The 20,836-nt window shown below is 39.2% G+C and carries 22 protein-coding genes and 1 tRNA gene; 15 read left to right on the forward strand and 8 right to left on the reverse strand.

Going from position 1 to position 20,836, the window contains the following annotated elements; all coding sequences use genetic code 11:
* Positions 1–68: 68 nt before the first annotated feature.
* Positions 69–905 (forward strand): glycosyltransferase family 92 protein, encoded by an 837-nt coding sequence (locus ACQK2H_RS18790; RefSeq protein WP_425392924.1) that lies wholly within the window; start codon positions 69–71, stop codon positions 903–905.
* Here ACQK2H_RS18790 and ACQK2H_RS18795 read toward each other — a convergent pair.
* Positions 902–1,849, reverse strand: coding sequence for a glycosyltransferase family 2 protein (locus ACQK2H_RS18795; protein WP_425392925.1), 948 nt, complete (start codon positions 1,847–1,849; stop codon positions 902–904). The genes ACQK2H_RS18790 and ACQK2H_RS18795 overlap by 4 nt on opposite strands.
* Before the next feature lie 107 nt (positions 1,850–1,956).
* Between ACQK2H_RS18795 and ACQK2H_RS18800 the strand changes: the two genes are divergently transcribed.
* The 5 genes from ACQK2H_RS18800 (at position 1,957) to ACQK2H_RS18820 (ending at position 5,750) form a co-directional block, all read left to right on the forward strand.
* Entirely contained in the window at positions 1,957–3,447 is a 1,491-nt protein-coding gene (locus tag ACQK2H_RS18800; RefSeq protein WP_425392926.1) for a hypothetical protein, read from the forward strand.
* A 52-nt stretch (positions 3,448–3,499) separates the two neighbouring features.
* Entirely contained in the window at positions 3,500–4,015 is a 516-nt protein-coding gene (locus ACQK2H_RS18805) for a 4'-phosphopantetheinyl transferase family protein (RefSeq protein ID WP_425392927.1), read from the forward strand.
* Between the two features lie 26 nt (positions 4,016–4,041).
* Complete coding sequence (mltG, locus tag ACQK2H_RS18810) at positions 4,042–5,076, forward strand: endolytic transglycosylase MltG (protein WP_425392928.1); 1,035 nt, start codon at positions 4,042–4,044, stop codon at positions 5,074–5,076.
* Positions 5,076–5,483, forward strand: a complete 408-nt coding sequence (locus ACQK2H_RS18815) for an acyl-CoA thioesterase (RefSeq protein ID WP_425392929.1) — start codon at positions 5,076–5,078, stop codon at positions 5,481–5,483. Before mltG ends, ACQK2H_RS18815 begins: the two co-directional genes overlap by 1 nt.
* Positions 5,484–5,665: 182 nt before the next feature.
* Positions 5,666–5,750: transfer RNA gene (locus ACQK2H_RS18820), tRNA-Ser, on the forward strand.
* 301 nt (positions 5,751–6,051) lie between these two features.
* On the opposite strand, the gene ACQK2H_RS18825 is transcribed toward ACQK2H_RS18820, so the two are convergent.
* Positions 6,052–6,597: a hypothetical protein gene (locus tag ACQK2H_RS18825; RefSeq protein ID WP_425392930.1), complete on the reverse strand. Its 546-nt coding sequence runs from the start codon at positions 6,595–6,597 to the stop codon at positions 6,052–6,054.
* Between the two features lie 204 nt (positions 6,598–6,801).
* Between ACQK2H_RS18825 and ACQK2H_RS18830 the strand changes: the two genes are divergently transcribed.
* The 4 genes from ACQK2H_RS18830 to ACQK2H_RS18845 are packed head-to-tail and all read left to right on the forward strand — an operon-like array spanning position 6,802 to position 11,107.
* A complete protein-coding gene (locus ACQK2H_RS18830; protein WP_425392931.1) occupies positions 6,802–7,299 on the forward strand; it encodes a nucleoid-structuring protein H-NS in 498 nt (165 codons plus the stop codon).
* 28 nt (positions 7,300–7,327) lie between these two features.
* Positions 7,328–7,879: a hypothetical protein gene (locus tag ACQK2H_RS18835; RefSeq protein ID WP_425393148.1), complete on the forward strand. Its 552-nt coding sequence runs from the start codon at positions 7,328–7,330 to the stop codon at positions 7,877–7,879.
* Positions 7,876–8,709, forward strand: coding sequence for a hypothetical protein (locus ACQK2H_RS18840; protein WP_425392932.1), 834 nt, complete (start codon positions 7,876–7,878; stop codon positions 8,707–8,709). The genes ACQK2H_RS18835 and ACQK2H_RS18840 overlap by 4 nt, the downstream gene beginning before the upstream one ends.
* A complete protein-coding gene (locus ACQK2H_RS18845; protein WP_425392933.1) occupies positions 8,696–11,107 on the forward strand; it encodes a leucine-rich repeat domain-containing protein in 2,412 nt (803 codons plus the stop codon). Before ACQK2H_RS18840 ends, ACQK2H_RS18845 begins: the two co-directional genes overlap by 14 nt.
* A gap of 9 nt (positions 11,108–11,116) precedes the next feature.
* Here ACQK2H_RS18845 and ACQK2H_RS18850 read toward each other — a convergent pair whose 3' ends face one another.
* The 4 genes from ACQK2H_RS18850 to ACQK2H_RS18865 form a co-directional block, all read right to left on the reverse strand.
* Positions 11,117–11,905, reverse strand: a complete 789-nt coding sequence (locus tag ACQK2H_RS18850; RefSeq protein ID WP_425392934.1) for an amidohydrolase — start codon at positions 11,903–11,905, stop codon at positions 11,117–11,119.
* A gap of 121 nt (positions 11,906–12,026) precedes the next feature.
* Positions 12,027–12,575 (reverse strand): peptide deformylase, encoded by a 549-nt coding sequence (gene def, locus ACQK2H_RS18855; protein WP_425392935.1) that lies wholly within the window; start codon positions 12,573–12,575, stop codon positions 12,027–12,029.
* Positions 12,572–12,985, reverse strand: a complete 414-nt coding sequence (ruvX, locus tag ACQK2H_RS18860) for a Holliday junction resolvase RuvX (protein WP_425392936.1) — start codon at positions 12,983–12,985, stop codon at positions 12,572–12,574. Before ruvX ends, def begins: the two co-directional genes overlap by 4 nt.
* Positions 12,985–13,698: a hypothetical protein gene (locus ACQK2H_RS18865; protein ID WP_425392937.1), complete on the reverse strand. Its 714-nt coding sequence runs from the start codon at positions 13,696–13,698 to the stop codon at positions 12,985–12,987. The genes ruvX and ACQK2H_RS18865 overlap by 1 nt, the downstream gene beginning before the upstream one ends.
* A gap of 97 nt (positions 13,699–13,795) precedes the next feature.
* Here ACQK2H_RS18865 and ACQK2H_RS18870 point away from each other — a divergent pair, with 97 nt between their 5' ends.
* The 5 genes from ACQK2H_RS18870 to ACQK2H_RS18890 all read left to right on the forward strand — a co-directional run bounded on the left by ACQK2H_RS18870 (position 13,796) and on the right by ACQK2H_RS18890 (position 19,477).
* Positions 13,796–15,427: a S41 family peptidase gene (locus ACQK2H_RS18870; RefSeq protein WP_425392938.1), complete on the forward strand. Its 1,632-nt coding sequence runs from the start codon at positions 13,796–13,798 to the stop codon at positions 15,425–15,427.
* Positions 15,424–16,581: a homogentisate 1,2-dioxygenase gene (locus ACQK2H_RS18875; protein WP_425392939.1), complete on the forward strand. Its 1,158-nt coding sequence runs from the start codon at positions 15,424–15,426 to the stop codon at positions 16,579–16,581. The genes ACQK2H_RS18870 and ACQK2H_RS18875 overlap by 4 nt, the downstream gene beginning before the upstream one ends.
* A 220-nt stretch (positions 16,582–16,801) precedes the next feature.
* Positions 16,802–17,050, forward strand: coding sequence for a hypothetical protein (locus tag ACQK2H_RS18880; protein ID WP_425392940.1), 249 nt, complete (start codon positions 16,802–16,804; stop codon positions 17,048–17,050).
* 81 nt (positions 17,051–17,131) lie between these two features.
* Complete coding sequence (locus ACQK2H_RS18885; RefSeq protein ID WP_425392941.1) at positions 17,132–18,046, forward strand: hypothetical protein; 915 nt, start codon at positions 17,132–17,134, stop codon at positions 18,044–18,046.
* A gap of 9 nt (positions 18,047–18,055) precedes the next feature.
* Positions 18,056–19,477: an SLC13 family permease gene (locus ACQK2H_RS18890; RefSeq protein WP_425392942.1), complete on the forward strand. Its 1,422-nt coding sequence runs from the start codon at positions 18,056–18,058 to the stop codon at positions 19,475–19,477.
* Here the strand turns inward: ACQK2H_RS18890 and ACQK2H_RS18895 are convergent.
* Positions 19,450–20,358, reverse strand: coding sequence for a DMT family transporter (locus tag ACQK2H_RS18895; protein ID WP_425392943.1), 909 nt, complete (start codon positions 20,356–20,358; stop codon positions 19,450–19,452). The two genes, ACQK2H_RS18890 and ACQK2H_RS18895, sit on opposite strands and share 28 nt — an antisense overlap.
* Positions 20,359–20,380: 22 nt before the next feature.
* Entirely contained in the window at positions 20,381–20,830 is a 450-nt protein-coding gene (locus ACQK2H_RS18900) for a PH domain-containing protein (RefSeq protein ID WP_425392944.1), read from the reverse strand.
* Positions 20,831–20,836: the final 6 nt, after the last annotated feature.

Raw genomic sequence — 20,836 nt, forward strand, 5'->3', positions numbered from 1 at the left:
TAATTATCTGCATAATTAATAAATCCAATAAACTAGTTAGCTATAAATTCACAATTCAAAATCCAAACATGAATTTTCTCACAGTAGCTGGTATATTCAAAAACGAATCTCATGTAATTAAAGAGTGGGTGGAACATTACCTAAAAGAAGGTGCAAATCACTTCCTTTTGATTGACAATGGTAGCACCGATGACTATGAAAAAGAAATAAGCGATTACATTGAAAAAGGGTTAATTACTATCATTTATGATGATACAAAATGGGCTCAGATTGAACTCTACAATAAATATTTTCCATCTCTAAAAGGTCAAAGTAAATGGGTTTTAATATGCGATTTAGACGAATTTGTTTATGCTAGAAGAGGTTATAAAACCATTGCTTCTTTCCTTAAAGATTTACCTGAAAAAGTAGGTGTTGTTAGGATTCCCTGGAAAAATTTTGGCTCCAATGGTCATATAAAACAACCTGACAGCTTAATTTCTTCTTTCGTGAAAAGAGCGAAACAAGATGGTGTTAAAAAACCATGGATGCCCAATAAAAAAGTCACTCAAAGTAAGGTGATTATTAAACCTGAGAATGTAGAACGTTATCACATTCACTTCTGCTATTTAAATGGAAAGTGCTCTGTAATTACAGCAGATGGTAAAAGGTTGCGATACAAACGGGACAATGAAAAAAAGCACTTCCAGCCAATAAATGAAAAAATTTTAGATAAGTCGTTTCTTCATTTAAATCATTATGCACTTCAATCTAAGGAATGGTTTTTAAATGTAAAGTGTAAGAGGGGTGCGGCTGATACAAAAGCTCATGATGAAATAAGAAATCTAAGTTATTTTGAAGAGTACGATAATGCAAGTAATGATATCATGGATAATGAGCTAGCTAAAAAGCATCAATATCTTTAAGATCGACTAAAAACATTTATTACACGCTTCCAGAGAGGTGCTGGATCCAGATATTCAAAAAATCGTTCATGTATATGCTTAGAGAGAATATTCTTACCATATCTTTTTGTGTAAGTGTTTACATAACCATGAAGTAATTTGTAGGTATAATTTTCTCCTGCGATTTCTCGAAACTTAGCGTATGTTTCATCATTATGCATTTTGTCAGCCAGATGTATGCGATCCAAATGGGATGGATTTATCTCTTTTTGTCTGGAATTTTTAGCTCCCTGAGATTCATTGTGAAGCCTGAATATATGTAAGCGCTCGGGTATGAATCCGATTCTCTCATTAATTGCAATTCTGAGCCAAAACTCGAAATCGCATATTTGTTTTAAGGTATCATCATAGATTCCATATCTTTCAAAAACCTCTTTTTTTACTAATCCCAAAATAGGCTCCCCCATGAAATTCATATTTGTGCCAATTTGAAGTAATAGGTTCGCTATAAATTCCGGCTCAATGACTACACTTTCATTAAAGTGGTCTGAAAGGCGAGGCAACTCATCCAAATAAAACTTTTTAATATCATGTTCGAATTTATATTCCCTATCTGTCAAAACCAGATCAACACCACTTCCTTTTGCTAGCATAACCATTTTTTCAATGGTATCCAGCTCCATCATATCATCCTGAAAATGAAGTTTCATGTATTCTCCAGAGAATTCAGAAATACATCGATTCCAATTTCCTACTAACCCCTGATTGATTTCATTTTGAATGATCTTGACTCTTGAATCAGATTTTTGGTATTCCTTAACTATCGAAATACTGTTATCAGTTGAGCAGTCATCCACGATGAGGATTTCCAAATCTTCATAGGTTTGATTCACGATTGAATCAAGACTTTCTCGAAGATATTTTTCACCATTATAAATAGGGACACAGACGCTGACAAGGCTCATAATTTAATTCAAATAGAAACAGAGATGGTTATCTTCGCGCAAAGATATTGATATGTTGGTTGCATTTAAGAACAATAAGCAAATCCGCATAAAGAACTTTCAAGCAAATGAGAATTATTATAACTCTTTCCGTCCTTTTACCTTTTTTAAGTTTCGGGCAAGTACTAATTCCTGGGGATAACTATGATTTTTTAGATAAATCGAGTGATACAACCACACTTACTTTTTATTCATCAGTAATACCAGCTAAAACTGATGGGTTTTACATCAATAACATTCTCTTTAAAACATCTTATAATAGCAACTACGCAAGGGGATATAATGATGGGCCTGTCTGGAAAGGTGAAGGAATTACCTCAGAATTGCACGCCGGAATCAGCGGCAGAAAAGGAAAGCTATCATTCAGTTTTAATCCGGTTATTTTCTATTCCGAAAACGAAGCAATCAGATTACCTCGTAATTCTTCAGGCATCAATGAATTTGCATATCCATTTTCCAACAGAATTGACTGGGTTTTCCGATATGGAAATGATCCATTTTTGAAATTTCACCCTGGCCAATCTGAAATAAGGTTTGATATTGGACAATTTGTGGCTTCTGTTGGCACTCAAAATTATTCACTAGGTCCAGCTATTTACAATCCAATTATTTTAAGCAGGCAAGGTGGTGGATTTCCTCACTTTCGATTAGGGATTAAACCAACCTATCTATCCGAAAACAAAAATATTGGTAAGGTTGAAGCAAACTTGATGTATGGGTTACTTGCAGAATCAGAGTACTTCGATGATAATTCGGAAAACGATAACAGGTACTTAAATGGTATGTTTCTGGCATTTTCACCGTCATTTCTACCAGAGTTAACTATTGGTTTTAATAAAGTGCTTTATAAACAAACGCAATACTTTGAAAACGCAGATATTCTTTCCCCTTTCTTCATCATCGATGATGGGGTAGTAGATGGAGATACACTTTCACCAAATGATGCCTTTGACCAAATGGCATCTATATCGATGGAATGGAATTTCAGGGAAATTGGGTTTCGTGCATATCTAGAATTCGCTAAAAATGATTTCACTTCAGATGGAGGGGGAATAAGGCCAACAGCAGTAGAGCCAGAGCATTCCAGGGGTTATACGATCGGATTTGAAAAATCTCTTGAAAACAAAAAAGGAGACCTTTTCATAATCAATTATGAGCATAGCAACCTTTCGATTGGACACACGCCTTGGCGGCCTACACCGCCATTTTACGCCCATGGAATAAATAGACAAGGTTACACTAACGATGGTCAACTTATTGGAGCGGGGATAGGTCCAGGAGGAAATAGCGATAATTTTGGCATTAGATACATCAAAGATGATTTTTCAAGTTTCATTTTAATCCAGAGGATCGAACGGGACAGGGATTATTTCGTTAACCAAATTCGAAATGCCAACCTTCACGACATGGAATATACCCTTTCAATTGGAGCTCAAAAATCATTTGAAAAGTATGATTTATTTGCTGAAGCCATATTGAGTCATAATTACAGCAGATACTATGAATTTTACGATATTGGCAATATCGGTTTTGCTTTTGGTGGAAGGCTTAAACTTTAAAATAAGTTTACTATTAAAGCTTAGTGTAGAAATTAATTTAACTTCATGATTCATGCTTGGAATAGACATAGTTGACCTAAAAGACCCATCATTTAAAGAGCGGAATAGTAGAAGTCTGGAGCTCATACAAAATGAAAATGATGTGACCATAGACCATCCTCACATATTCTGGATTCTATGGTCAGCAAAAGAAGCAGTTTTTAAGTGTAGAAGAGAGCCGCTAAATTTTGCCCCTACTAAAATCCCTATTGAGGTCAGCGAAAATGATGGAGCGATTCGTTTTAGCTCTGATGAAATAAATGGTGAAATTATAGTGAACGATGAGTACATGATGGCCATTTGCGGAGATTTAGACAGCATTGATTATCACGTTTTTGAAAAATCAAATGATGATTGGAGTGAAGGTATTCGCTTTATGATTATCAATTATTTCAGAGAAATGGGTATTGATTATCATATTGGATCAGATGAACTGAATCTGCCTACCATTGAACCAGACCATATTGAAATTTCTATCTCACATCATGGTCGATATGGGGCTGTAGCATTTCCAAAAAGTCTTATTTAGTCCAGCACCCATACTATTTTTGCACAATGCGTAAAAAATATTTCCTCGCCATTTTCCTCGTGGTATTCACCATGATGTTGTCATCATTTGCATTTTACACCTACCAAATTCTTTATACACCAAACGTTTTGGTAGAAGATGATGATAGGTACTTTGCAATCCCAAAAGGAACCACGTTCAAACAGTTACAAGATAAATTGGCGAAAGAGCGAATTGTCAATGATCTGGTAAGTTTCAGCTTTTTAGCCAAGCTAAAAGACCTGGATACAAATGTCAAAAATGGCATGTATCTTATAAAAGCAAATATGACCAACTTAGAATTGATCAATCTTCTAAGATCAGGTTCACAAACACCCATCGCTCTTACATTCTCAAATGCAAGACTGCTAAAACAACTACCAAAAATCCTCACTCAAAATATAGAAATAGACTCTGCAGACCTTGCTCCTATTCTTCTCTCAGACACTACTGCTGAATATTATGGGTTTACAAATGAGACATTCATCAGCATGTTTATCCCCAACACCTATGAAGTTTACTGGACTATTACACCAAAAGGTCTGCTGGATCGAATGAAGTTGGAGTATGAAAGATTTTGGACGGAAGAGCGAAAGCAAAAAGCTGAAAGCTTGGGGATGTCTCAAACGGAAATATCTACGCTAGCATCAATCGTGCAGGGAGAAACTAACAAAATGGATGAGGCTCCTTCCATCGCCGGCGTTTACATTAATCGCATCAAAAGAGGGATCCCATTACAGGCAGACCCAACACTCGTATTTGCAATTGGAGATTTTAGTATTCGAAGGATTCTGAATAAAGACAAGGAATTTGAATCGCCCTACAACACCTATAAATATCAGGGGTTACCTCCTGGCCCAATCAACATGCCTGGTATTCCTGCATTAAATGCGGTTTTGAATTACGAAGATCACAATTACCTATATTTCTGTGCAAAAGCTGATTTTTCAGGTTATCATGTGTTTGCAAGGACGCTAAGAGAACACAATGTCAACGCCAGAAAATTTCAGCGAGCATTGAATCAGGAAAGAATTTATAGATAATGTATACACACGAAACACAAGTAAGGGTCAGGTATTCAGAAACTGATAAAATGGGTTTCGTATACTATGGTAACTATCCGGCCTATTATGAGGTGGCTCGTGTTGAAGGATTTCGAGCGATTGGGTTCCCATACCGGGAAATGGAAGATGCCGGAGTGGGAATGCCTGTGTTAGACATGTCGATCAAATATCATGGACCGGCAAAATATGATGACTTGCTCACTATTAAGTTAATTATTCCGGAAATGCCCAGAGCACGCATGAAATTTCTTTATGAAATCAGGAATGAAGAGGGAGTGCTTGTCAATACCGGAGAAACCATATTAGCCTTCATGAATATGGAAACCGGAAGGCCAGTAAAAATGCCGGAAAGAATGAAAGAATCAATTTCTCCTTTTTTCGAGTGAATTGAATTTGTCTCTTTCCTAAAAACGGCTACTTTTGCGTTCCAATTTTCGCAAAGAGCGAACATATGGCAGAGACCCAGAGGCGTGGCAGAGTGGACTAGCCGTCCGCGTCGAATGCGGCGGAACCGCCTCGGAGGTTAAAAAGAGTAGGAAGCTACTCACAAAGAAATTGCAGAGATCACAGAGGCGTGGCAGAGTGGTCGAATGCGGCGGTCTTGAAAACCGTTGTACCGCGAGGTACCGGGGGTTCGAATCCCTCCGCCTCTGCAAGCAATGACCCTGATGGAAACATCAGGGTTTTTTGTTTTGGAACGAATCGAGCTTGCTCAAATGAGTGAAAAAACAAAAAACAACCTTTGAGCAAAGCGAGGAAGGGTCATTGCTTGTACTAGATAACCAAATGGGATCACACCAGTAATCCTTCCCCACTCAAACTTCTAAAAAACTTTAAACGAATGCGGAGGACTGGCCGTCCACGTCTGAAAACAGTTATTCCTAGGATTCGAAGTGGAATTCACGAAGGGTGTGTGGCATGGAAGAGGGTATGAGTAATACCTCTTGATAATTTTTACTTTGATCCTGCCATAGCAGTAGCACTTCGATCAAAAGTCTGCTTCATCTGAGACAGTTGTGCTTTTGAGCAAAGATCAGTTTCCTCTAAAAAATGGAAAATATACTGACCAAACATCGGGTTGACCTGCATAGATGAAACATTAGATAAATTTTCTGCTATCAATTTCACGTCTTCCTCTAAATGAGAGCTCATCCCTAAAAAAGCCGGTAAATTATACTCTATGGCCAGCCTCAAAAATCGTATTTCAATATTATCAGGATCAGCATTCACAGCTTCTTCCATTTGATTGCCGTATTTGACAACTTGCTTTAGCTTATTAAATGGATTCCACAGCACCTGCGCCAGCAGAGCTTCCGATACTGCTTGATAGGCCTTCACCGTAGTTGAGGGATTTTCAACACTGGACAAGAATGCATGGAATTCTTTGGAGTCATCCGGATTCAGAACCACTGAATGGAATTCAGCGCGTATTTCAGACAAATTTTGACTAAAGACTGAAACGGATAAAATGACCAGCACGATACTTAAAATAGATTTCATACTACTTTAAACCCGCTGGGAATCAAAGTGTTTATTAATGTTGTTGATTCGTCGCAAGCACGTCAAATTTCTCATTTTGACTTCCCGATTCTAAAAATGATACAAGAATAAAAATTATTTCTCGCTTTAATCCGTTTAATGACAATGTGGAACACATTTTGAGTATAAGCTTTCAGTTTTTAATATTATCAAAAAACAAAACATATGACTAGTATTTCAAAAAATTACCTAATACTGACTATTGCTTCAGTTCTGGTATTCACTTCCTGTAAGAATCAGAAGAAAATGGCAGACTTAAGTGACCCAACCGACGTTCAGGAGCAAGTAGAGCAAGGAAAGCCTATCGGTCAGGAGGATAGTGAAGACAATTCAAAACAAGTAGAAAAATCGGTTAGCAAAAAACCTGTTGAAAGTTTGGAAACAAGGGTGAATAGTTACTTCAGTGCTATAGCTAATGCATCCTCTTTGGCGAGTGCAAACAATAGCATTGAAGAAGCATTGACATTATTTAGCTCTTCTGACACGCCTGTTTTGATCGTTTTCTATGAATCAAATGGTACGCCTAGCTATGACGAACCTACTACCATCGAAAAGTATCTCAATTATCTCAAAGACACGAACAATAACAAAGCGAGAGTGGACGAGATGGTGAAAGATTCAAGTGGCAAGATCAAAGAAATAGTTCTTAAAAAATCAAAATAATAAAATGATGAAATTATTAAAATATAGCATGCTTGCCTTCTTTGTTGGAATTGCAACAATAGGCAACTCACAAACCAATGTAGATCCTGCGCGAAAGCAGGCAATTGATTCGCTTGCGCTTGAAAAAGTAAAAGACCTCAGCAAGTACATCAGTATCATTGGAAATAAGGAAACCCAGTTTTCTGAAGCCAACCGGGTGATGGACAGAGCTGAGGAGTTATTTGCTCCAGGTAGTGAAATGGGTGTTTCTTCACTGAATCGAGAAGAAATCACATACTACAAAGTTCGTGAATACTTCGAAAGACTTTCCGCACTTAATTATGACAAGGTGACCATAAAATGGTATGACATTCACTACGTAAGTGATCTTGAAAAGCAGCCTGATGGCACATATGTAGGTGTGATTACTGTTTACCAACGATTTGAAGGAAGCTCAAACGATGGCCTTACATACAAGGACACGACAAAAAAGGATATCACCATTTATGTGAAGAAGAAAGAAACGCAGATCGCAGGACGTATCATTGAGTTTTGGGATGTGATGTTAGGTGATATTCGAGTAACCGAAACAACTGCATGAAATACTGGATCGGATTAATTATATATATATCAATCATTCATTCATCTGTGAGCCAAACCGGGCTTACAGATGACATGGCTGAAAACGAACTACAGTTCAATGCCTCCAACAAACAAATAAATCAGTTTTTTAGGAGGTTTAATGGTGAAGAGGACGGAAAAGGTAACCGTCTGAACCAGACAGATAAAGCATATAGGTCCAGTTCATTGCGAAGGAACTATTTACCTAACCTGTTCGATCGCAACAATGAAAACATTGCAGATCAGGCCAAAGTGTTTGTAAGGGATGTTACAAACAAACAGTCACCACGCTATCTAGATTTTCATGCAAACAATTGGTTTGCCGAAGTTCAGACTGTTTTCAGCAAAGAGGGAAAAGAAATATCCGGCTTACTCTTTATGAAATTACAGCAGCAAGGTCAGGGATATGAATGGGTCATTGATCAAATTTCCTTTGACCACTATCAGAATTATTTTAAAAAAGACACCTCGGAAAGCAAGCGCTTTCTACACCCTATGAGTCATGAGTTAGATTTCATGACTTTACGAAAAGCATTGGCTAAAGAAAAACACACAGAGCAGTTTACCGCCAGGGATTTCAGGCCGGATCAGTTGACTCTTTTTCTTCATGAATTAAACCAGGGAGTCTTGTCTTTCAAGACGGTAAGAGATGTTAAATTCCACTTTTTTACCATTGATGATTGGTATTTTTCATTGGCTAATTTCAACCGTATGGGTTATAATTCCGGATGGCTCATCGACAATGTAGTTCCTATTCAAAACGACCAGCATCGTGATGCACTCAAAAATTACATCTATGACATTAAGTAGGGCAATGCGTTTTTCTATCATTGTTCTTTTACTCCTCTCTTTTTCATCTCTCACAGCCCAGGAAGCTGATGACGAGACAAGTCCTCGTGAACAAGAGGTGAGAAGCCTGGTGCAGTTTTTTGAGTACATGCTAAACACTGTCGGATCCCAAAAAACGTCTACACGAGACAAGGAAGTAATTATTACGGAGAGTTACCAAAAGATTTTTGAGAACGATCTGGTTCAAATTGAAGATGACCTGATTCCTGATCGTAGAGTGATTACCAATAAAAATGTAGACGCCTACTTAAGAGATGTCGATTTCTTTTTCGAACACATATCATTTGACTTTGAAAACATTGTCATAGAGGAAAAAGCAAAAAGTGACGAATCCACTTTCTATCTGGTCTCTTTTGAGAACGTAATTGATGGAATTACGATAGAAGGTGAACCCTTTCGGTCTAATAATCAACGATTCATTGAGATAAACGTGGATGTAGACGAAGCAGACCTACGTATTGCCAGCGTCTACACCAATAAAATGAGTCGTGAAAAAGAACTGAGAAGGTGGTGGTCTTCTCTTTCTTATGAGTGGATCAAAATATTTAAGGACCGTATTCCCCATGATTCAATTTCGGCACAAGTTCTGAATCAAATGGCTGAAATTGACAGCCTCAATATATCCGGAAATGCATACATCGTGAGCGCGGAACCATTAGCCGCACTGAAAAACCTCAATTACCTCAACATTAGCAACACACAGATAGTCGATTTAAAACCCCTTAGATATGCGAATGAATTGAGGTATCTATTAATCAACGAAACACCTATATCGGACCTTTCTGTACTACAGTATTTCGAGGAATTAAGGGAGCTTCAGGCTTCAGGAACGTTAATTACGGATATCTCTGATGTCAAGCGATTAAAAAAACTTGAAGTTTTAGCGCTTGCAAATATTGATTCTGCCGATTTTAGAGCACTGGAAGTCCTCACAGATTTAAAACGGCTGGACCTTACTAACTCCAATGTTTCAAATATCGATTTTCTGCAGCCTCTTAAATCTCTCACTGACCTGAGCTTGGCTGGTACAGCTATTGAGGACATTTCGGTTTTTTCAGAATTGAGGAATCTCGAATCCCTTGATCTTTCAAAAACATCAATTACAACTATGGAGGCATTGGATGCTCATCCATCGCTCCGGGAATTAAACATAGAGTATACAGCAATCGAGGATCTAAAGCCTTTGCTAAATGTCTCGCCTTTAAAGAAAATTCTTGCTGACTATACGACGATTAGCTCAAAAGATGCCTCAACATTCATGAGTAAAAAGCCTGGAACGATTGTAATCAGTAACAGTGATAAAATAGAAAAATGGTGGCTTTCATTATCCCCAAAGTGGAAAGAAAAAATACTTAGCAATGTACGTTTCGAACCAGACGGAAAAGAAGACCTGATTCGATTGATCAATATTGATTCGCTGGATGTTTCCAATGGTGAATTTATAAATCCAAACCCACTGGAAATATTTAACGGGGTGACTTATTTGAATGTCAGTGGAAACTATTTCAACAACCTCAATTTCTTATCGACTTTTGATCGCATTCAAGCCTTAAAAGCTGACAGCCTTCCAATATCATCTGCCGAATCGATTAGCAACCTTACGGGCCTCCAATCGCTATCCCTTAAGGGCTCTAGCCTCAAGTCACTAAGTGGGCTTAAAACACTTCAAAACCTTAAACTATTGAATGTTGATAATACCGACATCTCAGAAAATGACGTAAGGAGTTTGATCCAGGCTAATCCGGAAGTGGTAGTCATCTTTAAATCAAATGAGCTAAAAAACTGGTGGGACGGATTATCCGGTGAATGGAAAGAAGCTTTCAACCTCAAAACAATCGACAGTTTTCATTTGCATCAACTCATTGAATCGGAACAGGTTTCAGTCTCGAATACTCAAATACAATCATTGGAGCCACTTGGCCCATTTATCAATCTAAAAGAAGTTGACTTTAATCAGACTTTAATTACTGATCTCTCTCCACTGAGTCAACATACTGATCTGACATCCATCACGTGCACCAATGGACCGCTCAAAATGTTGGAGGGCATTAAAGGCCTGAAGAATTTGAAACAGCTGAACATATCGAATACTGCTGTGGATGACATTCGACCTATCGAAAACATGAAATCCATCGAATGGCTGGATTGCTCCGGAACGAGTATCAAGAACTTCAAGGGCATTGATGAACTTAAAAACTTAAAGTACCTGAATGTGAGCAACACCAGGGTTTGGAAGCTCTTACGCATTTATGGATTGACCAAACTTGAAAAGTTGATCTGCTACAACACCAGATTATCGCAAGACGAAGTGGATGATTTCAAAATTGCATTCAGTGAATGCGAGGTTACATATTATTGATTGAGATAGCTATCTAAGCTCAAAATCATCTGCGTCTTCCTGAAAAGGGAAATCTTTTCTATAAGTCTTTAATTCTTGTGCTGAAAGATTGACGGTGAGGATTTCTTCTTTATTATCAGAAAAAGCAAGCTCCTCTCCCTTTGCTGAGTAAACTCCTGAATGACCATTGTATTTTTTGGGAAACCCATCTGTTCCTATGCGATTCACTCCCACGCAATAGGAAAGGTTTTCAATCGCTCGAGCTTTGAGTAGCGTATCCCAGGCATTTACACGTGTATCCGGCCAGTTGGCTACATAAATTAGCAGGTCATACTCATAGGTGTGCTTACTTGTTTTCTTTGAACGTGCCCACACCGGAAATCGCAAATCATAACAAATCATCGGATGTATTTTCCATCCCTCGTATTCCAGAATCATTCGTTCTGACCCTGCGGTGTACGTATCTCCCTCAGCAGCCAGGTTAAATAAATGCTTTTTGTCATATTGTTTCGAAGATCCATCCGGATATACAAAATACAAGCGATTGTAGAACTTGCCTTGATCTTTGGTGATAACACTTCCAGTTACAGCAGCTTTTCGCTGGGTAGCCATCTGTCTCATCCATCTGAATGTCTTCCCTCCGGGCGGCTCAGCCAGTTTATCCGCATTCATTGAAAAGCCCGTAGTAAACATTTCAGGGAGAATAATTAGATCTGTTTCATCAATGGACCAAATCAGCTCCTCAAACATCGCCAGGTTCGCGTCTATTTCCTCCCAATGGAGGTCAGCTTGGATCAATGAAATGGTCAGGTCTTTCATAAATTTTAATTGAATCAATTATTGAATGTCCACATATTCCTCCCAATAGGGATCACCCCCACATACTTAATTTAAGACACTATTATAAAGTCACCCCTTTAGGGGCTGGGGGTAGTTGAAATTACCTCGGCACCTTTACCCGATACTCTGCATCCGTCTTGCCTTTGCTGATATTGGCCAGCTTCCCTTTAATCAATCGTTTTTTGAAAGGAGTAAGGTAATCCGTGAACAGTTTCCCTTCAATGTGGTCATACTCGTGCTGGATCACTCGTGCTTTCATTCCATCAAAGGTTTCTTCGTGTAGCTCCCAGTTTTCATCAAAATATTCAATCTTGATCTGAGGCTTTCTGTTTACATCCGCTCGAACCCCAGGGATGCTTAAACACCCTTCTTCAAACGCCCATTCTTCTCCCATCTCCTCAATCATGATCGGATTGATAAAAGCCTGCTTTAGACCCTCCTCCTCATCATCCTCCATAGGACTAGTGTCCACTACAAACACACGAAGTGACTGTCCAACCTGCGGAGCTGCTAAGCCCACTCCCTGAGCAGCATACATGGTTTCATACATGCTCTCAACAAATTCTTTGACAGTGTCGTCTCCTTCTTCTACCTCACTGGCTTTTTTCTTAAGTACCGGATCACCGTATAAAACGATAGGAAAAATCATGAACTACTTTCTAAATATGATTGCAAAATTATTGTGGCGCTTACTTTGTCAACATTCCCCTTATTCCTTCTGTCCTTCTTCTTCATCCCTCCTGTTATCATGGCATCCATCGCCATCTTTGAAGTAAAGCGTTCGTCATGCAAAATTAATTCCCTCTCAGGGAAAACTTTTTTGAATCTGTTAATAAATGCCTGAACCAATGGCGTTGCATTGGTCGGACGCCCATCCGTGTTTTTAGGCATACCTATAATCACACGACTTACATCTTCTTTGATAAAGTACTCCTTTAGAAAATTTTCAAGTGTATGGCTTGGAATCACGTCCAGAGGGGATGCAATCATCCCTAAAGGATCAGTTACTGCCAGGCCGGTGCGCTTGGCTCCATAATCTATTGCCAGTATTCTCGGCATTAATTAAGCTGAGAGAGCATTTTAATTTTCTTCCAAATGGTCGTCTCCAATTCGATAGCCTTCGGGAAGAAAATGTGGTTTTCAATCTCTGCGTGATAGATCATTTCACGATCAAAAGCTTTGATCTCATGAATCAGCACATGATCGTGTAAATCTTTTGGTTTAATGGTCGACATCAGAGATCGGATTGCTCCGAATTCATCTTCATGCTGATGATCTTCAAATTCTGATTGTAACGAATAATTTTTGAAGTCCATCAATAAATCAAATGATGATGCGTACGATCCCTTTTTGATCTTACAGAGAAGCTCTATGTATTTGAATGTGGTATCTTCTTCTTCGTAAATGTGTTTGATGAAATCTTCAACAAACTCAGGGAGCATATTTTTCAATCCCTCCTCTCGATTCCATTTACGCACAAGGTGAACGATATAAGGAAGCTTTTCCTTGATAAAAACATAATGTGAATGCTTTAGGAACTCGATCAGTAATTCGATTGGATAACGCTCTAAATCTGAAAATTTGAGGCGATTGGAGGAGTCGAAAGCGTAAAAGCTCTTGATGACTGTTTTTCGATCTAAGCCTCGGTCAGCACATATCTCTTTAAGTTTCTTGTTTGGTTCTTCAAAAAAATCAATACCGAGATAATGCAATGCCCGGGCATATACATAATTTTCATCTACAACCTGACTGACAGTTTTCTCGAAGACCATATACAAAAATAACCTCTTAACCTGATCAAGTCAACACTTTGACGTTCAATGCGTTCTTTCCTTTAAATAAGCTTTATTTTTGAATTTTAAGATCATTATGAGCACACACAAGAATTCCAAACGCGCCATTACACTTCCACTATACATCGCGATCACCTTATGTGTCGGTGTATTTATTGGTGCAAACATGGTGGGTACATCAACTACCCCAACCTCTGATTTCATGCAAAGTCTGAACAAATTCAGGCAGGTACTGACCCACATTGAGAATGATTATGTGGATGAGGTAAACAGCGAGGATCTTGTGGAAAGTGCCATTACTAACATGCTTGAAGATCTGGATCCGCACACATCTTACATCCCAGCTAGAGATCTTGAATTGGTGCAATCCAGGCTTGAAGGAAACTATGAAGGGATTGGTGTTGAGTTCAATATTTTCAGAGACACCATTCATGTGGTAACTCCCCTAAGTGGTGGTCCATCGGAGAAACTCGGCATTCGTGCAGGAGATAAAATTGTGAAGGTAGATGGAAAAAATGTGGCAGGAACAGGAATGACTAATCAAAAAGTGGTAGAGCTTTTAAGAGGGCCCGGAGGCTCTGAGGTAACCGTTACTATCAAACGAGAGGGAGAAGACGAACTGATCGATTATACAATTGTCAGAGATGTCATTCCTCAATACTCCGTTGACGTTTCATATATGGTGGATGATAAAATTGGTTACATCAAAGTGGCCCGATTTGCCAACTCTACTTACCTGGAGTTCAAGGAAGCCCTTTTGGAACTCAAGGATCAGGGAATGGAAAAACTAATCATTGATCTGACAGGAAACCCTGGTGGTTACTTAAATCGTGCGGTACAGATCGCAGATGAGCTACTTGGAGGTAATCAAATGATCGTATACACCGATGGCAAGGAAAAAAGATATTCAGAAGAGCATTATTCGGGTGATCCGGGAGATTTTGAGGAAGGATCTTTGGTTATTATGGTCGACGAGGGATCTGCTTCTGCTTCAGAAATTGTCGCAGGCGCCATTCAGGATCATGATCGAGGATTAATTATTGGAAGAAGATCTTTTGGTAAGGGACTTGTTCAAATGCCGATCGATTTGAATGACGGATCAGAATTACGCCTTACAATATCCAGATATTACACCCCAAGTGGCAGAAGTATTCAGAAAACATATACAGGTGGAAACCTTGACGAGTATTACATGGAAGCATACGAACGCTTTCAAAATGGCGAGGTTTATTCATCAGACAGCATCAAAGTAAATGACACCCTTGAGTTCAGAACAGATAAAGGAAGGATTGTTTATGGAGGCGGTGGCATTACCCCTGACATCTTTGTTCCGCTTGATACCACTTACACATCACGATATTTGAATAAATTATTCAGCACTAATTCCATTCAGGAATACACATTGAAATACGCCCAGGACAATCGGGCAAAAATTGAAGAAATGGGCTTGGATCAATTCCGGTCAGAATTTCAAATATCTGATGCGATGCTCAAAGATTTAGTGTCGATTGCGGAAGAAAACAAACTAAAGTTCAATGAAGCTGAATTCAATCGTTCAAAAAAGTTGTTAAAACAACTAACCAAAGCTTATATTGCTCGTGGAATTTGGGATAATGATGGATTCTATCCTATTTTCAATGAACAAGATGAAATTTTTCTACAAGCCATCCGAATGATGGACGAAGCAGATAAAATAGCAAAGCAATGACATATTATCACAGATTAGGCGAAATACCACCAAAGCGACACATCCAATTCAGGCAACCAGACGGAAGTCTATATGCTGAGGAACTTGTTTCTTCACGAGGATTCTCAGGTATTTACTCCAATCTGTATCACATCAACCCTCCAACAAGAGTTGAGAAGGTGGGTGAATCTCGTCCCTGGAATACTCAGATTGCTTCTGATTACTCGTTAAAGCAAACACACCTCAATACTTCCAAAGTAGAGACCACAGGTGATGATTTTCTGGAAGCGCGTAAGGTCTTGCTAAAAAATAAAGATGTTAGCATGGCTATTTGCCATCCTACTTCACGAAAAATGGACTATTACTACAAGAATGGTCAGGCAGATGAGGTCATATTCATTCATGATGGCAATGGATACCTATACTCTCAGTTTGGCAAACTGCGAATCAAGCAAGGCGATTATGTAGTAATCCCCCGAACCACAATCTATCGATTAGAGTGGGATGAAGGGCCGCTTAAGCTTTTGATCATCGAATCGACTAATCCTGTTGAGACAGTAAAAAGATATCGAAATGAGTTGGGGCAGTTGCTTGAGCATTCTCCATATTGTGAACGTGATATTCGCCCGCCATCAGAATTAGTTACCGAAAAAGAAGAAGGTGATTACTTGGTGAAAATCAAACATGAAGACATGCTTCATGACTATCATTACAAGCATTCGCCATTCGATTTGGTTGGCTGGGATGGCTATTTATATCCTTATGCACTCTCTATTCACGATTTTGAGCCTATCACTGGTAGAATACATCAGCCACCTCCGGTACACCAAACATTCCAGGCACATGGCTATGTGATTTGTTCCTTCGTGCCCAGACTATTTGATTATCACCCAAAAGCTATTCCTGCTCCTTACAATCATTCCAACATCGATTCAGATGAAGTATTGTACTATGTTGAAGGAAACTTCATGAGTAGAAAAGGGATCGACAGAGGGTCATTCACTTTACACCCAGGGGGACTACCTCACGGACCACACCCGGGTACTGTAGAGGCCAGTATTGGAGCTAAAGAAACAGAAGAACTTGCTGTGATGCTCGATACATTTGGGCCGATTTACGTTACAGAGGACGGGCTTGAGTATGTTGATGAGGGTTATCCAATGAGCTGGAAATAATCACTTAACCCCTGTAACCTTCCTGACTTTCTAAGGTACTTCCAGTACAATTCAGGTGTTGAATTGCACCATATAACATTAATTAACAGCAATTAACACTCGAATTCGTGAATTTTAAGGTGTTGTGCAACTTTTTCATAGTCACACACATCTTTAAGACAAGGTTAGGTTTTCAAGCATGAAGTGACAGACGCTCATTTAGAAAAAAGGACTAAGACTAATGAAAAAACCCAAGTTCAATAAACTCATTACACTACTGCTGCTACTCGGCACCTTCGCTTTCTTCATGGAAGCTGAGCAAAGAGTATCAACTTTAGCGCAAAAAGAGCTTTCTAGGTGGGCGTCTTTACTTCCTGTGAACCAAAAACAAGAGGTCAACTCTATCAATCCCTACAAGCAAAATGCTTCACTTTTGCAGGTATTTCAAGCCGATACCACTAAACAAAAAGTTAATTCGGTAAACAATTAGGGAAGCAATTTTTCGTACTGTTTTTAAGAAAGTATGGCGATTTTTTAAATCGTTTTATTTTTGTCTAAACAAGTCACCCGTATGAATAATGATTTCTACCTCGATTTCCTTGCCAAATGGCAACAAATCGTTTACATCCTAGTATTTGTAGTTCTTGCTGCCGGCATACTCAACTACTTAATATTTAAACTCTCATTTGCTTCAAAAAAGACATACAAAGAAAAGTATGATCTGGCCAGTGAAAAAGAGTCTAAAAAACTGCTCACAGGGCACATACTCATTGCAGTAGCGCTTTTCCTATTCTGCAATACACTGGAATATGAGACAATGAAACTGGATCCTCTGTGGTTCTTTATCCGTCTGTTTGTTTCCATGTGTATTGGCGTGCTTTATGGATATATCGCACAGCTTATTCTAAAGTTTTATTACCCAAGTATTCTGGAGAAGAAACTGAAGAAGCTGAGGTACACACCTAGAATCAATCCTGAGAACGGAAAAAAAATGAAGTTGCTCAGTGAAGATGAAGAAGATGCCTATTTGGATGAAGGAATGCAGGCTGAGGAAAATGTATTTTCTGTAGACTATGATGTTTGGATCGATGAGACTACAGGCTACACCAAAATCGAAAAGTATAAAGGACATCTCAGCGCGCTTGAATGCGATAGATGTGGATTTCAAACGCTCAGATTACAAAAAGAGGAAGTCATTAAAGAAGCAACTGAAACAGAGGACGGAGAGCTTCTTAAAGAATTTAAATGTTCTTATTGTAATCGAATCAAACGTAAGAACGTTGTGCTTGCTCATAAAATCAAAGATGGAACTACAGGAAAGTTAATTGACGATCCGTTAGCACATGATTCCAGAATTTCCGTAGTGAAAATTGAAATCCATGGCACAAAGGGAGAAGTCAAAGAGTACGACTTCCAAAACCTTGATCAAGCTAAAAATTTCTTAAATGAATTTGATTTTGAGAAATTAGAGGAAGAGTCAATCTAATCTCACCTTATGATCAGAAAAAGAATTGGGCTCTTAATCGGGCCCATTTTATTTTGTGTCGTTTTCTTTGGGCAGCCATTTGATGGCTTAAACACTGAGGCCAACTCGGTTTTGGCCTGCACACTTTGGATTGCCAGCTGGTGGCTCTCCGAAGCACTACCTATATCCGCTACTGCGCTATTGCCCATTGTTTTACTTCCTCTCACCGGTGGCGCCCCAATTGCACAGACAACAGCTGCTTATGGTGACAAAATGCTCTATCTGTTCGTTGGTGGCTTTATCATTGCAATAGCCATGCAGCGATGGAATCTGCATCGTAGAATAGCCATTGAAATAATTTCTGCTGTCGGTACAAATGCCCGATTAATTGTACTGGGCTTTATGCTTGCCACAGGTCTATTATCTATGTGGATTTCCAATACAGCCACCACTTTAATGATGGTCACAATAGGTACAGCGCTAATTACGGAAATGAAAGAATTGACCGGTAAATCCGGGGTAATGTTTTTCAAATCGCTTTTGTTGGGAATTGCTTTTTCTGCGTCCATCGGTGGTGTCGCTACTTTAGTGGGTACCCCAACAAATCCCATTTTTGTTTCAATCGCCACTCAATTGTATGATCAGGAATTCAGCTTCGCTACCTGGTTAGCCTTCGCACTCCCTTTCTCACTGGTAATGTTATTTTTCTGCTGGATTGTCCTTACTCGACTAGCATTCCCGCTTCACAAACTTGACATCACTATTGGTAGGGAAATGATCCTAAAGGAGAAAAAGGCATTGGGAAAAATGGGGCAAGAGGAGAAAGTCATTGCTATAGTCTTTTTAATCACCGCCATTCTCTGGATCACCCGGTCATTCCTACTTAGTGACTTAATTCCAGGAATAAATGATACTGTAATTGCTATTGCTGCCGCCCTCACAATGTTCATATTGCCCTCCAAACAAAAAAATGGAAAGCCATTACTTACCTGGGAAGAAGCTGAGCGGCTGCCCTGGGGTGTGATCATACTATTTGGTGGTGGACTGTCAATTGCTGCTGCTTTTCAAAGCTCATTGCTTGCGGAGTGGCTCGGGCTTCAATTAACAGGAATAGCAGAGCTGCCACTTTTTATGATTATTTTGATTGTGGCTCTCTCAGTCAATTTCTTGACAGAGGTAACATCAAATGTAGCTACTGCCTCAATCATGCTTCCGGTATTGGCATCCTTAGCTGAAGCAATAGGGGTACATCCATTCCTTTTAATGATCCCTGCAACCATGGCTGCCTCATGTGCATTTATGCTTCCAATAGCTACCGGTCCCAACGCGATTGTATTTAGCTCTGGAGAATTAAAGATGCATGACATGGTAAGAGCCGGGGTTTGGCTCAATGTAGTCTCCAGTATATTGATTAGTGCGTTGGTCTATTTTGTCTTGCCGGCATTTCTGTGAGCGGCACGATTCGTATTGGCTATATAAACACCAACACCAACCGCCAGCATACCAATAAAATGCATTACATAGAGTTTCTCACCATCCAATACACCCCACATCACAGCGAAAATTGGAATGATGTACGTGACGGAAGACGCAAACAATGCATTCTTCATCTGGAGGATTTTATTGAAAATAATCAATGCTATGGCTGTTCCTAGCACCCCCAATAAACAGATGTAAAAAGTCGCCATCCCAGTGCTTTCCTGAGTTAAAAGCTTCGACCAAAAATCAGTGAATCCGAACAAATAGATCAATGCAATTGGCCCCACCAATATCAAAGAGACACTGGTGACCGTTACCGCATGCAGATCATTCAGCTTTTGCTTGATTAGGTTTAGGTTAGAAGCATAGCAAAGCGTAGCAAGAACGACTAGCAATGCAAACACATTAATTCCATTCAGCGAATTGCCTTCACCAGCCGTTATCAAAATTGCTGTTCCAATAAAACCGATAATCACTCCGGCATACACTGCTTTCGTTTGTTTTTGGCCAAAAACAAATAGGGCTATCAGAATGGTGAAAATGGGTACCAACCCATTCAAAACTCCGGTAATCGCACTTTCAAGTCGAGTCTGTGCAATGGCAAACAAAAATGCAGGTATCAGACTACCAAGAAATCCTGAAAATACAAGGTAAGCAATCCGTTTACGGTCAACATATTTCACTCTTCGGATGGCCGATGGGAGCAAAAACAATGAAGCAGAAGCAATCCTAAGGGAGCCTACCTCCTGGGGTGTAAGGCCAACCAATCCTTTCTTAATAAGAATAAACGAACTGCCCCAAATAAAAGCCAGTGTGAACAATAGCACCCAGGCCAGGAGTGGTGTCTTTTGCATTTAGTATGATTCAATAAATGAGCTACAAAATAGCATAAACAAATCGTGTAAATATTGATTCATTTTCCTTCTCCCAACTGATTCCACAATAAATAGTTGGATTTATCTCCTTCAAGTGAGCGACAAACTTTTTTTCATTTTTTGGTGAAATCAGAATTTCGCCTCCCTTAAATGTTACGAGCATTCTTCTAAGAGAAGCTGCCGGGGAACTCAGTGGATTATAGCTTCTATTTACAGATTGGATTTCATCAATGGCGATTTTGTATACACAAAGTGGCCCTATCATAATCCATAAAAGGCTGTCATTGATCTTATAAGCGATTCCAAACCAGATAATGGCTACAAAACCGAGAATCAGGGTATAGAATGATAAGAATATTATTCCATTCCCATCAATTAATAGAGGAAGCAATAATACTCCCCAAATAAAAGCGCCTAGAAGGATGCTTTTCCTGGATCGATAAACTTTCATGTTTTA

This window comes from Ekhidna sp., from assembly GCF_965228795.1.
Lineage (GTDB): Bacteria > Bacteroidota > Bacteroidia > Cytophagales > Cyclobacteriaceae > Ekhidna.

Coding starts and splice junctions, on each gene's coding strand:
- ACQK2H_RS18815 (WP_425392929.1), top strand. CDS start 5,076: ATGTATACACACGAAACACAAGTAAGGGTCAGGTATTCAGAAACTGAT.
- ACQK2H_RS18790 (WP_425392924.1), top strand. CDS start 69: ATGAATTTTCTCACAGTAGCTGGTATATTCAAAAACGAATCTCATGTA.
- ACQK2H_RS18870 (WP_425392938.1), top strand. CDS start 13,796: ATGAGCACACACAAGAATTCCAAACGCGCCATTACACTTCCACTATAC.
- ACQK2H_RS18875 (WP_425392939.1), top strand. CDS start 15,424: ATGACATATTATCACAGATTAGGCGAAATACCACCAAAGCGACACATC.
- ACQK2H_RS18840 (WP_425392932.1), top strand. CDS start 7,876: ATGAAATACTGGATCGGATTAATTATATATATATCAATCATTCATTCA.
- ACQK2H_RS18830 (WP_425392931.1), top strand. CDS start 6,802: ATGACTAGTATTTCAAAAAATTACCTAATACTGACTATTGCTTCAGTT.
- def (WP_425392935.1), bottom strand. CDS start 12,575: ATGATTTTTCCTATCGTTTTATACGGTGATCCGGTACTTAAGAAAAAA.
- ACQK2H_RS18880 (WP_425392940.1), top strand. CDS start 16,802: ATGAAAAAACCCAAGTTCAATAAACTCATTACACTACTGCTGCTACTC.
- ACQK2H_RS18895 (WP_425392943.1), bottom strand. CDS start 20,358: ATGCAAAAGACACCACTCCTGGCCTGGGTGCTATTGTTCACACTGGCT.
- ACQK2H_RS18800 (WP_425392926.1), top strand. CDS start 1,957: ATGAGAATTATTATAACTCTTTCCGTCCTTTTACCTTTTTTAAGTTTC.
- ACQK2H_RS18900 (WP_425392944.1), bottom strand. CDS start 20,830: ATGAAAGTTTATCGATCCAGGAAAAGCATCCTTCTAGGCGCTTTTATT.
- ACQK2H_RS18795 (WP_425392925.1), bottom strand. CDS start 1,849: ATGAGCCTTGTCAGCGTCTGTGTCCCTATTTATAATGGTGAAAAATAT.
- ACQK2H_RS18825 (WP_425392930.1), bottom strand. CDS start 6,597: ATGAAATCTATTTTAAGTATCGTGCTGGTCATTTTATCCGTTTCAGTC.
- mltG (WP_425392928.1), top strand. CDS start 4,042: ATGCGTAAAAAATATTTCCTCGCCATTTTCCTCGTGGTATTCACCATG.
- ACQK2H_RS18850 (WP_425392934.1), bottom strand. CDS start 11,905: ATGAAAGACCTGACCATTTCATTGATCCAAGCTGACCTCCATTGGGAG.
- ACQK2H_RS18885 (WP_425392941.1), top strand. CDS start 17,132: ATGAATAATGATTTCTACCTCGATTTCCTTGCCAAATGGCAACAAATC.
- ACQK2H_RS18865 (WP_425392937.1), bottom strand. CDS start 13,698: ATGGTCTTCGAGAAAACTGTCAGTCAGGTTGTAGATGAAAATTATGTA.
- ACQK2H_RS18890 (WP_425392942.1), top strand. CDS start 18,056: ATGATCAGAAAAAGAATTGGGCTCTTAATCGGGCCCATTTTATTTTGT.
- ACQK2H_RS18805 (WP_425392927.1), top strand. CDS start 3,500: ATGCTTGGAATAGACATAGTTGACCTAAAAGACCCATCATTTAAAGAG.
- ruvX (WP_425392936.1), bottom strand. CDS start 12,985: ATGCCGAGAATACTGGCAATAGATTATGGAGCCAAGCGCACCGGCCTG.
- ACQK2H_RS18845 (WP_425392933.1), top strand. CDS start 8,696: ATGACATTAAGTAGGGCAATGCGTTTTTCTATCATTGTTCTTTTACTC.
- ACQK2H_RS18835 (WP_425393148.1), top strand. CDS start 7,328: ATGCTTGCCTTCTTTGTTGGAATTGCAACAATAGGCAACTCACAAACC.